This is a genomic window from Streptomyces sp. LaBMicrA B280, assembly GCF_049222185.1.
In the GTDB taxonomy this organism is placed as follows: Bacteria; Actinomycetota; Actinomycetes; order Streptomycetales; family Streptomycetaceae; genus Streptomyces; species Streptomyces murinus.
This window is the reverse complement of the sequence record NZ_JBMJCT010000065.1, coordinates 132583-145641: the sequence shown is the minus strand read 5'-3', so window position 1 is coordinate 145641 and position 13059 is coordinate 132583. Positions and strand designations below refer to the sequence as shown.

The following is a 13059-nucleotide window of genomic DNA, read 5'->3' as shown; positions in this document are numbered from 1 at the left end:
CAAATACCGCCAAACGTGATCATATCGCTCGCGGCTTCCCGGAGGTAGCAGAGATGTCCCACCACGGCGTCGGCCTGCGCGCGGTCCTGCGCTCGGCCGCCTTCCTCACCGCGGGCGCCCTCGCGGCAGCGATGCTCACGGGTTGCGGCTCGGACGACGACGTGGCCAAGCCCCTCGCCGCCCAGGACATCGATCTGGTCGCCCGCAGTCAGGTGGCCGACGGCGGCACCCTGAAATGGGCCGTGGACGACCTCCCGGAGACGCTGAACACCTACCAGGCCGACGCCGACACCGGGACCACCCGCGTCGCCCAGGCCACCCTGCCGTCCATGTTCCGGATGGACGCCACCGGCCGCCCGGTCGTCAACCCCGCCTACCTGGAGTCCGCCAAGGTCATCGAGACCGAGCCGCGCCAGGTGGTGCTGTACAAGCTGAACCAGCAGGCCGTGTGGAGCGACGGCCGGGAGATCGGCGCCGCCGACTTCGTCGCCCAGTGGCGGGCCCTGTCCGGCAAGGACAGCGCCTACTGGACCGCGCGCAACGCCGGGTACGACCGCATCGAGAAGATCGAGCGCGGCGCCAACGACCTCCAGGTCCGGGTCACCTTCTCGCGCCCCTACGCCGACTGGAAGTCGCTGTTCTCGCCGCTGTACCCGAAGGACGTCATGGGCACCCCGGACGCCTTCAACGACGGCGCCCGCCGCAAGCTCGCCATCAGCGCGGGCCCCTTCAAGGTGGACAAGGTCGACACCATCGCCCAGGACATCGTCCTCACCCGCAACCCCCGCTGGTGGGGCAGGCCGGCCAAGCTGAACCAGATCGTGCTGCACACCGTGCCCCACGACAAGCGGGTCGGCGCGCTCGCCGACGGCACCGCCGACCTCGCCGACCTCGACCCGGCCGACGCCGAGCGGATCGGGCTCGCCACGAGCGGCAAGGGCGGCTCCTCCCCGCTCCAGGGCGGCGGCAGGACGTCCCTGTCGACGCTGCGCTCCTGGGCGCGCGCCCACGGGCTCGACTCCGCCGACGCCAAGGCGGGCCGCACCGAGCTGGCCAAGGCGATCAGCGAGTACCTCGCCCAGCAGACGGCCCTGAAGGCCTACGGCGTCCGCAAGTCCCTGGAGCCCGCCTACACGCAGCTCGCCCTCAACGGCGCCTCCGGGCCGCTCACCGACGAGCGGGTCCGCCGGGCCGTCGCGCGCGCCCTGGACCGCAAGGAGATCGCCCGCCTGGTGCTCACCCCGCTGGGGCTGCCCGCCGTACCCGTCGGCAGCCATCTCGCGCTGTCCGGGCAGCCCGCGTACGCCGACGACAGCGGGGCGCTCGGCGCGCAGGACACCAAGGCGGCGCAGGCGCTGCTCGCGGACGCCGGGTGGGTGGCCGGCGGACCGGTGAAGGAGGAGAAGAAGGGGCAGAAGGCGGCCGGGCCCGAGAGCGGCCAGGGGGAGAAGCCGGAGGAGAAGTCGGACGGCGGCCATGACGGCGAGTACATCGTCGGCGAGGACAACAAGGGCGACGCGGGCGGCAAGCACCTCGCCGAGTCGGGCCGGCACGGGGGAGCGGCGGGTGCCTACGCCCCCAAGGGCACGGCGGCGCCCGCCGGGGCCAAGGCCGGTCCGCTCGCCAAGGACGGCAAGGCGCTCACCCTGCGCTTCGTGCTGCCGTCCGGGCCGGGCTCGGACACGCTGAACACCGTCGCCACCCGGATCTCCGCGATGCTGGACCGGCTCGGGATCGTCACGACGATCACCAAGGTGTCCGACGAGAGCTACTTCAAGGACCACATCGCCGCGGGCGACTTCGATCTCGCGCTGTACTCCTGGCCGTCCTCCGCCTTCCCCGCGACGGACGCCCGGCCGATCTACGCCAAGCCGCTGCCCGGCGCGGACGGCTCGGTGAACGTCGAGCAGAACTACACCCGGGTCGGCACCGACCAGGTCGACCAGCTCTTCGAACAGGCGGCGACGACGCTGGACGAGGGCGAGGCGAAGTCCCTGATCCGGCAGGCCGACACCCACATCTGGGCCGCCGCGGGATCGATCCCGCTCTACCAGCGCCCGCAGCTGGTAGGGGCGCGGAAGGACCTGGTCAACGCGGGGGCGTTCGGCTTCCAGACACCGGTGTACGAGGACATGGGATTCCTGAGGAAGGGGGCCCGGGTTTCGGCGAGTCCGTCCCAGGGCTGAGGGGGCCGGAGGCCCTGCGGAGGCCGACCCGCCCAGGGCCACGTACCATGGGGTGAGGCCGTGGCGTGTCAAGCCCGGCAGGCCCGCGTCACACGGACGTACGCAGCAGGGCCTTCTCACCACTTCGGGAGTACGCCGCACTATGGCCACGCGCCACGACATCCGCAACGTTGCCATCGTCGCTCACGTCGACCATGGCAAGACCACCATCGTCGACGGCATGCTGAAGCAGGCCGGCGCGTTCGCCGCTCACCAGCTCGACCAGGTCGACGACCGAGTCATGGACTCGAACGACCTGGAGCGTGAGAAGGGCATCACGATCCTCGCCAAGAACACGGCGGTGAAGTACCACCCCAAGGACGGCGGGGAGGTCATCACGATCAACATCATCGACACCCCCGGCCACGCCGACTTCGGTGGTGAGGTCGAGCGCGGTCTGTCGATGGTCGACGGCGTGGTGCTGCTGGTGGACGCCTCCGAGGGCCCGCTGCCGCAGACCCGGTTCGTGCTGCGCAAGGCGCTCCAGCAGCGGCTGCCCGTCATCCTGTGCATCAACAAGACGGACCGCCCGGACGCCCGCATCGACGAGGTCGTCAACGAGACGTACGACCTCTTCCTCGACCTGGACGCGGACGAGGAGCAGATCGAGTTCCCGATCGTCTACGCCTGCGGCCGTGACGGCATCGCCTCGCTGACCAAGCCCGAGGACGGCACCGTCCCGGCCGACAGCGACAGCCTGGAGCCGTTCTTCTCCACCATCCTGGAGCACATCCCGGCCCCGACGTACGAGGACGACGCGCCGCTCCAGGCCCACGTCACCAACCTCGACGCCGACAACTTCCTCGGCCGTATCGCGCTGCTCCGTGTCGAGCAGGGCGAGCTGCGCAAGGGCCAGACCGTGGCCTGGATCAAGCGCGACGGCACCACCAGCAACGTGCGCATCACCGAGCTGATGATGACCGAGGCCCTCACCCGCAAGCCCGCCGAGGTGGCCGGCCCCGGTGACATCTGCGCCGTCGCCGGTATCCCGGACATCATGATCGGCGAGACCCTGGCCGACCCGGAGAACCCGATCGCGCTGCCGCTGATCACGGTGGACGAGCCGGCGATCTCCATGGTCATCGGTACCAACACCTCGCCGCTGGTCGGCCGCGGCGGCACCGGCAAGGGCGCGGACGCGAAGGCGGCCGTCAAGGACCGCAAGGTCACCGCCCGCCAGGTCAAGGACCGCCTCGACCGCGAGCTGATCGGTAACGTCTCGCTGCGCGTCCTGGACACCGAGCGCCCCGACGCCTGGGAGGTGCAGGGCCGCGGTGAGCTGGCGCTGGCCATCCTGGTCGAGCAGATGCGCCGCGAGGGCTACGAGCTGACCGTCGGCAAGCCCCAGGTCGTCACCCGGGAGATCGACGGCAAGGTGCACGAGCCGGTCGAGCGCATGACGATCGACGTGCCCGAGGAGCACATGGGTGCCGTCACCCAGCTCATGGGCGTCCGCAAGGGCCGCATGGACAACATGTCGAACCACGGCTCCGGCTGGGTGCGCATGGAGTTCGTGGTCCCCTCGCGCGGTCTGATCGGCTTCCGTACCGAGTTCCTGACCCAGACCCGCGGCACCGGCATCGGCCACTCCATCCACGAGGGCCACGAGCCCTGGTTCGGCACCCTGACGACCCGTAACAACGGTTCGCTGGTGGCCGACCGCTCCGGTTCCGTCACCGCGTTCGCGATGACGAACCTCCAGGAGCGCGGCGTGCTCTTCGTGGACCCGGGCACCGAGGTGTACGAGGGCATGATCGTCGGTGAGAACTCGCGCGCCGACGACATGGACGTGAACATCACCAAGGAGAAGAAGCTCACGAACATGCGGTCCTCGTCGGCCGACTCGTTCGAGGCGATCGTGCCGCCGCGCAAGCTGTCGCTGGAGCAGTCGCTGGAGTTCTGCCGCGACGACGAGTGCGTCGAGGTGACCCCGGAGGCCGTTCGCATCCGCAAGGTGAACCTCGACCAGCGTGAGCGCGCCCGCGCCGCGAGCCGCGCCAAGCACGGCTGATCCAGGGCCACTTGAACCCGGGTTCCCCCATGGTGGGGGGACCCGGGTTTTTGCAACCCGTTTTTCAGTGGTGTATGTCCGACATGCGGAGATCGCTGCCCGATAGCCATGTAACAAGTCCGTTTCGCGCCTTCTTCGGGCAGACGCTTTGTCCAGATTTTGAAAGATCTGGGCGGCAGCCGTGACTGAATCGAGATCTACGGGCAGTGGTCGGTGGTTCCGCCCATGGCAGATAGTTAGCCGCGTAGCGCTCGGGTCAATGGGTCACGCGCTGTGGGGACAGTCGCGTCGACTCACGAGCACCAAGGGGTGCCTGAGCCTCCGTCAGGGGTGTCGGAGGCGAGGCCAAAAACCCCTCCTGTAGGTGAACGCGTGCAGTCGTGAGGAGGAACGCCCATGCGCGGTGTCATAAACAGCAGGCGGATCGGTTCTTCGCTTCCCGTCGTGTGACCAGGTCTTTGAACTACGCGCGTCCGCCTATGGGTTCGCGCGTTCTCGGAGTACCCGGGCACCACTCACACTCATACCTGTGAAACGGATGAACCGTGACAAGTCCTATCGACATGGGGGGCGGCGGAACCGCGGTCGTCTCCGGCGGACCAGGGCCGAAGGCGACGGGCGAGGCAGGGCTGACGGGCCGGTCCCCCGGCCGGCTGATGTGGATCCGCTTCAAGCGTGACCGCACCGGAGTGACATCGGCCTATGTGGTGGGCTTCTTCTTCCTGATCGGCCTGCTCGCGCCGCTGATCTCGAAGGTGTACGGCAAGAACCCGTACACGGTCTACGCGGACGAGCGCCCGGACCTCTTCGACAGCGCCGGTGTGCCGGTGCATCCCAACGGCGGCATCAGCGGCCAGTTCTGGTTCGGGCTCGAACCCGGCAACGGCTACGACGTCTTCACCAAGCTCATCTACGGCATCCGCACCTCGCTGATGATCTCGGTCGCCGTCACCGTCGCGGTCGTCGTCACCGGCATCCTGCTCGGGGTCGCGGCCGGCTATCTCGGCGGCAGGACCGACTACTTCATCGGCCGGGTCATCGACTTCCTGCTCGCCTTTCCCGCGCAGCTGTTCTTCATCGCGAGCATGCCGGTCGTGGTCTCCCTGTTCGTCAGCCCGCGCGACGAGACGCCGACCTATGTCCGGGTGGTCGCGCTGATCCTCGTCCAGTGGTTCCTGGGCTGGATGGGCCTCGGCCGCATCCTGCGCGGCACCGCACTCGCCCTGCGCGAGCGGGAGTTCATCGAGGCGGCCAAGGTCAGCGGGGCCTCGCCCTGGCGGATCATCCGCAAGGAGATCCTGCCGAACATCGTCACCCCGCTGCTGGTGCAGTCGACGTATCTGCTGCCCAACTTCGTGACCGCCGAGGCGGGTCTGTCGTACCTGGGCGTGGGCATCGTCGAACCGACGCCGGACTGGGGGCAGATGTTCTCCAAGGCGTCCACCGAACTCGTGATGCAGAACGACATCACCTACATGTTCTTCCCGGGCGTCTCGATGATCGTCTTCGTCGTCGCCTTCAATCTGCTCGGCGACTCGGTCCGCGACGCCTTCGATCCCAAGACCGCGCGCTGACCCGTACCGAAGCGGCCGGCGGGAGACGGGCCCGTCCGGCACCTCCTGTGCACAGCACGGCACTTCAGCACTTCTCGCACCACACCAGAGTCCTTTTCATGCCGGTGTCGGATGAAACACGCCGGTGACACACAGATGGGTGGGAATCCTCGTGACGAGTAGGGGCGGACGCCAGGCATACGGCGCGCTCTCCGTGCTCGCGGCCGGAGCTCTCGTGCTCACCGGCTGCAGCAAGGGCGGCAGCGACGCGGGCGACAACAAGAAACAGGACCAGCAGAACGCGCAACGCCAGCAGGCCTCCATCAAGTTCGGTGACGCGGCCGACTCCACCGGACCCGCGGCCCCGGTGCCCGGCGCCAAGAGCGGCGGCAGCATGGAGGTGCTCGAACGCGACAGCTACGCGCACCTGGATCCGGCACAGGTCTACGTCTACAACGAGATGACGGTCGCCCAGCTGCTCGACCGCGGTCTCACCGGCTACAAAGCGACCAGCGACGACGGCAAGCAGCATGAAGTGGTCGGCGACCTCGCCACCGACTCCGGCACCACCACCGACGGCGGCAAGACCTGGAAGTACACGCTCAAGGACGGCATCAAGTTCGCCGACGGCACCCCGATCACCGCCAAGGACGTCCGGCAGAGCGTCGAGCGGCTCTTCGCGCCCTTCATCACCACGGGCCCGAGCTACCTCCAGCAGTGGCTCGCGAACACCAGCGGCACCGACTACCGCAAGCTGCTGCCCGACGGCCCCTACAAGGGCAAGCACCTGCCGGACAGCGTCCTGTCCACGCCGGACGACAAGACCATCGTCTTCCACTTCAAGACGCCCCACCCGGACCTGCCGTACACGCTGGCCATGGCGGGCTACTCCATCGTCTCCGCCAAGGGCGACACCAAGGAGAAGTACGACAAGAACCCGGTCACCACCGGCCCGTACAAGATCCAGTCGTTCAAGTCCGGCAAGTCGATGGTGCTGGTCAAGAACCCCGACTGGGACCCGAAGACGGACCCGATCCGCCATCAGTACGTGGACCGGTTCAACATCACCTTCAACCAGCAGTTCGAGGCGTCCACCAAGGCGCTGCTCGCCGACAGCGGCCCCGACCGGACGGGCATCAGCTTCAGCAACTCGGTGGACGCCGGCAACCTGTCCCAGGTGCTGAGCGACCCGAAGCTCAAGTCCCGCGTGGTCTCCGGCTACCAGCCGTACGTGGGCCAGATGAACATCAACATGAGCAAGCCCGAGATGAAGGACATCCGGGTCCGCGAGGCCATCGCCTACGCCCTGCCGATCACCCCCTTCATCCGCGCCTACGGCGGCACCGACGCCATGGAGGTCGCCGGCGGTCTCATCGGCCCGACCGTCAGCGGCTACGACCCCGCCTTCGACCCCTTCGGCAAGAAGAAGAACCCGGCGGGCGACCCAGCCAAGGCGCACGCCCTGCTCAAGGCGGCGGGCAAGCTCAACATGAAGCTGACCTTCGGCTACATCAACACCCAGGAGGGCCAGCAGTACTCCACCGCCATGGCGGCGGGCCTGAAGAAGGCCGGATTCGACGTCCAGCGCCAGGAGATCCCCTCCGAGACCTTCTACGACCAGGTCTCCAAGCTGAACAACCCCTACGACATCTTCCACACCGCCTGGGGCGCCGACTGGCCGTCCGCCTCCACGGTGATGCCCCCGCTGTACGACGGGCGGCAGATCGCCGACGGCGCGGCGAACTACTCGCAGATCAACGACCCGCACGTGAACAGCGAGATCGACCGCATCAACACCATCACCGACCCGGTCAAGTCCGCGGCCGAGTGGGAGAAGCTCGACAAGTACCTGCTGACCAAGGTGGTCAACGAGGTCCCGACCGCCTACTACAAGGCGACCCAGATCGCCGGCTCCAAGGTCGGCGGCCTCGTCTACGACGACGTGATCGGCGGCGTCGACCCCCGTCGCCTCTACATCAAGTAACCGTCTTCCGCCGGTACCCGGCGCGCCGCACCCGCGGGGCGCGCCGGGCACCGCCGGGACCGCCGACGTCTGAGAGCTGCCCCCTCATGCTGCGCTTCCTCGTCCGCCGGATCATCGGTGCCGCCGTCATTCTGGTCCTGCTGAGCATCGTCACGTTCGTGCTGTTCTTCGGGGTGCCCCGGGACCCGGCGCTGCTGATGTGCGGCAAGACCTGCAACCCGGACAGCATCGCGAACATCCACCATGTGCTCGGCCTGGACAAGCCCCTCACCGAGCAGTACTGGATCTTCCTGCACAACCTCGTCATGGGCAGCGACCAGTTCGCCCAAGGGCCGTGCCCCGCACCCTGCTTCGGCTACTCGTACCACACCAACGACCCGGTCTGGTCGACCCTGATGGACCGGCTGCCCACCACCGTCTCGCTCACCCTGGGCGCGGCCGTCTGCTTCCTGGTCGTCGGCCTCGGCACCGGACTGCTCGCGGCCTGGCGGCGCGGCACGCTGGTCGACAAGGCGGCCACCGGCGGCGCCATGGTGATCAGCGCCCTCCAGATCTACTTCCTCGGCCCGCTCGCCCTCGCGATCCTCGTCTACCAGACCCACTGGTTCGACAAGCCCGCCTACAACGACTTCACCGGCGACCCGCTGAGCTGGTTCACCGGGCTGATCATCCCCTGGGTGGTGCTGTCCACGATCTTCGCCGCGCAGTACACCCGTATGGCGCGCTCCGCGATGATCGAGCAGCTCCAGGAGGAGCATGTCCGCACCGCCCGCGCCAAGGGCATGTCCCGGCGCTACGTCTTCTTCCGCTACGCCTGGCGCGGCTCGCTGATCCCGATCGTCACCATCTTCGGCATCGACCTCGGCTCGCTGCTCGGCGGCGCCATCATCACCGAGTACACCTTCGGACTGCCGGGTCTCGGCCAACTCGCCGTGCAGTCCGTGTTCTTCAGCGATCTGCCGCTGCTGCTCGGGGTGATGCTGTTCGCCGCCACCATGATCCTGGTCTTCAACATCGTCGTCGACGCCACATACGCCTTCATCGACCCGCGTGTGCGGCTGTCCTGAGGAGAGACATCCATGAGCACCCCTCTCCTGTCCGTGCGGGACCTGCATGTCAGCTTCAAGACCGAGGACGGCGTCGTACGGGCCGTGGACCGGCTCTCCTTCGATCTGGAGCGGGGCAGGACGCTCGGCATCGTGGGCGAGTCCGGCTCGGGCAAGTCGGTGACGAACCTGACCGTCCTCGGCCTGCACAACCCGATGTTCACCACCGTCGAGGGCGAGATCCTGCTGGACGGGCGGGAACTCACCACCGCCCGCGAGTCGGAACTGGAGAAGCTGCGCGGCAACAAGGTCGCCATGATCTTCCAGGACCCGCTCACCGCGCTCTCTCCGTACTACACCGTCGGCCGGCAGATCGCCGAGCCGTACATGAAGCACAACGGCGCCTCCAAGAAGGACGCCTGGGAACGCGCCGTCGAGATGCTCGGCAAGGTCGGCATCCCCAACCCCCGCCAGCGGGCCAAGGACTACCCGCACCAGTTCTCCGGCGGTATGCGCCAGCGCGCCATGATCGCCATGGCCCTGATCTGCGATCCCGACCTGCTCATCGCGGACGAACCGACCACCGCGCTCGATGTGACCGTGCAGGCGCAGATTCTCGACCTGTTGAAGGACCTGCAACACGAGTTCGGATCGGGCATCATCTTCATCACCCACGACTTGGGGGTGATCGCCGACATGGCCGACGACATCATGGTGATGTACGCGGGCAGCGCGGTCGAGCGGGGCACCACCGAACAGGTGCTGCGCTCGCCCCGACACCCGTACACCTGGGGCCTGCTGAACTCCATGCCGCGCCTGGACTCCGACACCGGCGCGCGGCTTTCCCCGATCCCGGGCACTCCGCCCTCCCTGCTCAACCCACCGTCCGGCTGCCGCTTCCATCCACGCTGCGTCTTCCAGGACCGGGTGGCGGGAGCGGGCCGCTGTACGACCGAACGCCCACCGCTCGCCACCGACCGGGCATCCGCCTGCCATCTGACCGCGGACCAGGAGCGCGCCATCTTCATCGAGGAGATCAAGCCCCGCCTGGGCTAGGAGGACACTGTCATGAAAGAGGACCTGGTCCTCCCGGCCCAGCGCGCGCAGGGCCCCGGTACGGACGGGGAGCGGCTGCTGGAGGTCACGGGACTGACCAAGCACTTCCCGGTCAAGGGCGGCTTCCCGATCCGCCGCACCATCGGGCAGGTGCAGGCCGTGGACGGCATCGATCTGACCGTGCACACCGGCGAGAGTTTCGGGCTCGTCGGCGAGTCGGGCTGCGGCAAGTCGACCACGGGCCGGCTGATCACCCGGCTCATGGAGCCGACCGCGGGCACCGTCACCTACCGAGGCCGGGACATCAGCCACGCCTCGCGCAGGCAGCTGGCGCCGATCCGGTCCGAGATCCAGATGATCTTCCAGGACCCGTACTCGTCGCTGAACCCGCGGCAGACGGTCGGCAAGATCATCGCCGGTCCGATGGAGATCAACGGCATCAACCCGGCGGGCGGCCGAGAGAACCGCGTGCGCGAGCTGCTGGAGATCGTCGGTCTGAACCCCGAGCACTTCAACCGCTTCCCGCACGAGTTCTCCGGCGGCCAGCGCCAACGCATCGGTGTGGCACGGGCCTTGGCCCTGGAGCCGAAGCTGATCGTGGCCGACGAGCCGGTCTCCGCGCTGGACGTCTCCATCCAGGCGCAGGTCGTCAACCTGCTGCAGAAGGTGCAGGACGACCTGGGCATCGCGTTCCTCTTCATCGCCCACGACCTCGCGATCGTGCGGCACTTCTCGCACCGGGTCGCGGTGATGTACCTCGGCAAGATCATCGAGGTGGGCGACCGCGACTCCATCTACACCCGGCCCCGCCACCCCTACACCCATGCCCTGCTGTCCGCGGTCCCGGAGGTCAACCTCACGGACGAGGGCACCGGCGGGCGCGAGCGCATCCGCCTCGCCGGTGACGTGCCCTCGCCCATCTCCCCGCCGTCCGGCTGCCGTTTCCGCACCCGCTGCTGGAAGGCGCAGGACAGGTGCGCGACGGAGGAACCGCCGCTGGTACGGATCTCCGGCAACCACGAGGGCCACCTGACCGCGTGCCACTTCCCGGAGGAGCCGACGATCGAGGGGCGGGAGGAGGACATCGTGCTGGACCCGGCACTGGCGGCGCTGGAGGAGGCGGCGTCCGACGAGGGGGAGGGGCGGTCGTAGCGGCCACAGGCGAGGCCCGCCGCCTGATCCTCGTGCTCAGCCGGCGGGCGTCGCCACGGTGATGATCTCGGGGGCGGCGGGCGCCGTCGGCCGGCCGTCCCAGTCGCCGTACTGCGCCACGACCGCGAGCCCCGCCGCCGAGAGAAAGCCGGCGAGGGAGCCGGGGTCCAGAAAGCGCAGGACGGTGTGGCTGACGCGGGGGGCGGGCCAGCGGTCGCTTTCGTAGGTCTCCGAGAAGCGCACCCGGCCGTCGCGGGGGCCGCCGTCCCGGACCTCGTGCCGTATCCGTACGGCGGTGCCGTCGGCGGCGGTCAGCTCGCGCACGCGGTCGGGGGTCCACCGTTCCCATGGGCGGGTGGCCGGATTGCGGGTCTCGAACACGAACCGCCCGCCGGGGCGCAGGGCCTCGCGTACGGCCCGCAGGCAGTGCCGGATCTCCTCGTCCCCGACCAGTGCCTGGAAGGCGTGCCCGGTCATCACGACAAGGTCGAACTCCGCGTCCCAGCGGCGCACCCGGGTGTCCCCGAGGACCCACTCGACGTCCGGCCGGGCCGCGCGGGCCTGTACGAGCATGGCGGCGGCCGGATCCAGCCCCATCAGCCGCCCTTGATGCCCCTCGGCCCGGGCCCTGCGCAGCAACTGCCCGGTCCCGCACCCGACATCGAGCACATCACCCGCCCGCCGCACGAGCCCCAGACAGAAATCGTCGCCCGGACCCCAGGGGTTGAGGCTGTCGTACAACGCGGCGAGCGAGAGATCGGCGAACGAGTGATCCACCATCGCGGCAGTGTGCCATACGTTTCTGAACGGCACGCGTCGAACGGTGCTGATGTGCCGTGCGGAGAAGGGGAGTTGGGGCATGCTGCACCACGTCGAGCTGTGGGTGCCGGATCTGGACCGGGCGGTCGCCTCCTGGGGGTGGCTGCTGGGCTCCCTCGGCTGGGAGCCGTACCAGGAATGGGCCGAGGGGCGGAGCTGGCGGCTGGGGGAGACCTATGTCGTGGTCGAGCGGTCGCCCGCGCTGCGGCCCGGTGCCGGACACGACCGGATGCGGCCGGGGCTCAACCACCTGGCCTTCCGGGCCCGGGGGAGGGAAGCCGTCGACGCCCTCGCCGCAGAGGCGACCGCGCACGGCTGGAGGCCGCTGTTTCCCGAGCGGTACCCCCACGCCGGGGGCCCCGGACACTACGCCGTCTATCTGGAGGACGCGGACGGGTTCGAGGCGGAGGTCGTCGCCGGCTGAGCCCCGGCGGCCCGGGTACGGCGAAGGCCCTTCCAGCAGCGGGTGCGCGAGAGGCTGTCGTACAACGCGGCGAGCGAGAGATTGGCGAACGAGTGATCCACCACCGCGGCCGTGTGCCGTACCTGGTTGAACGAAGACGTCCCCGCGCCGGTGGCCGGTGCGGGGATCCGTCGTCATCGCAGTCGCGCGGGGCGGCTCCGGAAGGTCAGTACTTGATGATCCACATCATCTTCGGGGAGTAGGTCTTCCCCTTGACCAGGATGCGGGCGCCGCACAGGACCTTGCCCTTGACGACCTTGAAGTAGCCGCAGTCCATGGCCCCGATGGTGGTCTGGGCCTTCGGGCGCAGGCTGGAGTAGAACAGCTGCGGAGCCTTGGCCCTGCTGCGGCCGTACACGGGCTTCTCCCGGCCGGCGTCGCCCAGGCAGTAGTCGCCGCCGATGGAGACGTAGTTGCACAGCTTCGCGGCGGACTGGTTCCACCACTGGTACTTCGTCTTCTTGCAGCTCTCCTGGGTGATCGGCTTGTTGTAGCCGTTCCACTCCAGGCACTTGCCCGTGTCCTTGTTGACGATGTAGAAGAATCCGGTCCCGGCCGCCTGGGCCGTCGATGCCGGACCGATGATCGAGAAGGCGAGCGCCAGAACGGCGGCCACGATCCCGGAGAGGCGCAGGTGCTTCATGAGTGGTTGTCCCCCAACTCTCAGTGTTTGGTCAGTCACTGCGAGGGGAATCATGCACTGATGGGACGATCATGTAAAGCGAGTTGAGTGCCCCTTGAGGTTCGCCA

10 protein-coding genes are annotated in these 13059 nt (G+C 68.5%); 8 read left to right on the top strand and 2 right to left on the bottom strand.

Features of this window, described 5'->3' with window-relative positions:
* Window positions 1–53 precede the first annotated feature (53 nt).
* The 7 genes from ACLF5H_RS36485 (at window position 54) to ACLF5H_RS36455 (ending at window position 11027) form a co-directional block, all read left to right on the top strand.
* Window positions 54–2186 carry an ABC transporter family substrate-binding protein gene (locus tag ACLF5H_RS36485; protein ID WP_421680279.1) on the top strand — a complete coding sequence of 711 codons (2133 nt, stop codon included), beginning with the start codon at window positions 54–56 and terminating at the stop codon, window positions 2184–2186.
* Between the two features lie 142 nt (window positions 2187–2328).
* Entirely contained in the window at window positions 2329–4236 is a 1908-nt protein-coding gene (typA, locus tag ACLF5H_RS36480) for a translational GTPase TypA (RefSeq protein WP_421680278.1), read from the top strand.
* Between the two features lie 545 nt (window positions 4237–4781).
* Window positions 4782–5810 (top strand): ABC transporter permease, encoded by a 1029-nt coding sequence (locus ACLF5H_RS36475; RefSeq protein WP_421680277.1) that lies wholly within the window; start codon window positions 4782–4784, stop codon window positions 5808–5810.
* 151 nt (window positions 5811–5961) lie between these two features.
* Window positions 5962–7773 carry an ABC transporter substrate-binding protein gene (locus ACLF5H_RS36470; protein ID WP_421680276.1) on the top strand — a complete coding sequence of 604 codons (1812 nt, stop codon included), beginning with the start codon at window positions 5962–5964 and terminating at the stop codon, window positions 7771–7773.
* An 86-nt stretch (window positions 7774–7859) separates the two neighbouring features.
* Complete coding sequence (locus tag ACLF5H_RS36465; RefSeq protein WP_421680275.1) at window positions 7860–8840, top strand: ABC transporter permease; 981 nt, start codon at window positions 7860–7862, stop codon at window positions 8838–8840.
* A gap of 12 nt (window positions 8841–8852) precedes the next feature.
* Complete coding sequence (locus ACLF5H_RS36460) at window positions 8853–9875, top strand: ABC transporter ATP-binding protein (RefSeq protein ID WP_421680274.1); 1023 nt, start codon at window positions 8853–8855, stop codon at window positions 9873–9875.
* Between the two features lie 12 nt (window positions 9876–9887).
* The gene (locus tag ACLF5H_RS36455) at window positions 9888–11027 is read left to right on the top strand and encodes an ABC transporter ATP-binding protein (RefSeq protein WP_421680273.1); all 1140 of its coding nucleotides are present in this window, start codon (window positions 9888–9890) and stop codon (window positions 11025–11027) included.
* A 36-nt stretch (window positions 11028–11063) separates the two neighbouring features.
* Here the strand turns inward: ACLF5H_RS36455 and ACLF5H_RS36450 are convergent, their stop codons facing one another.
* A complete protein-coding gene (locus tag ACLF5H_RS36450) occupies window positions 11064–11807 on the bottom strand; it encodes a class I SAM-dependent methyltransferase (RefSeq protein WP_421680272.1) in 744 nt (247 codons plus the stop codon).
* A gap of 79 nt (window positions 11808–11886) precedes the next feature.
* On the opposite strand from ACLF5H_RS36450, the gene ACLF5H_RS36445 reads away from it, so the two are divergent.
* Window positions 11887–12270 (top strand): VOC family protein, encoded by a 384-nt coding sequence (locus ACLF5H_RS36445; RefSeq protein WP_421680271.1) that lies wholly within the window; start codon window positions 11887–11889, stop codon window positions 12268–12270.
* Window positions 12271–12475: 205 nt separating this feature from the next.
* Here ACLF5H_RS36445 and ACLF5H_RS36440 read toward each other — a convergent pair whose 3' ends face one another.
* Window positions 12476–12952 (bottom strand): RICIN domain-containing protein, encoded by a 477-nt coding sequence (locus tag ACLF5H_RS36440; protein ID WP_421680270.1) that lies wholly within the window; start codon window positions 12950–12952, stop codon window positions 12476–12478.
* Between the last annotated feature and the right edge of the window lie 107 nt (window positions 12953–13059).

Coding starts and splice junctions, on each gene's coding strand:
- ACLF5H_RS36485 (WP_421680279.1), top strand. CDS start 54: ATGTCCCACCACGGCGTCGGCCTGCGCGCGGTCCTGCGCTCGGCCGCC.
- typA (WP_421680278.1), top strand. CDS start 2,329: ATGGCCACGCGCCACGACATCCGCAACGTTGCCATCGTCGCTCACGTC.
- ACLF5H_RS36465 (WP_421680275.1), top strand. CDS start 7,860: ATGCTGCGCTTCCTCGTCCGCCGGATCATCGGTGCCGCCGTCATTCTG.
- ACLF5H_RS36460 (WP_421680274.1), top strand. CDS start 8,853: ATGAGCACCCCTCTCCTGTCCGTGCGGGACCTGCATGTCAGCTTCAAG.
- ACLF5H_RS36455 (WP_421680273.1), top strand. CDS start 9,888: ATGAAAGAGGACCTGGTCCTCCCGGCCCAGCGCGCGCAGGGCCCCGGT.
- ACLF5H_RS36450 (WP_421680272.1), bottom strand. CDS start 11,807: ATGGTGGATCACTCGTTCGCCGATCTCTCGCTCGCCGCGTTGTACGAC.
- ACLF5H_RS36445 (WP_421680271.1), top strand. CDS start 11,887: ATGCTGCACCACGTCGAGCTGTGGGTGCCGGATCTGGACCGGGCGGTC.
- ACLF5H_RS36440 (WP_421680270.1), bottom strand. CDS start 12,952: ATGAAGCACCTGCGCCTCTCCGGGATCGTGGCCGCCGTTCTGGCGCTC.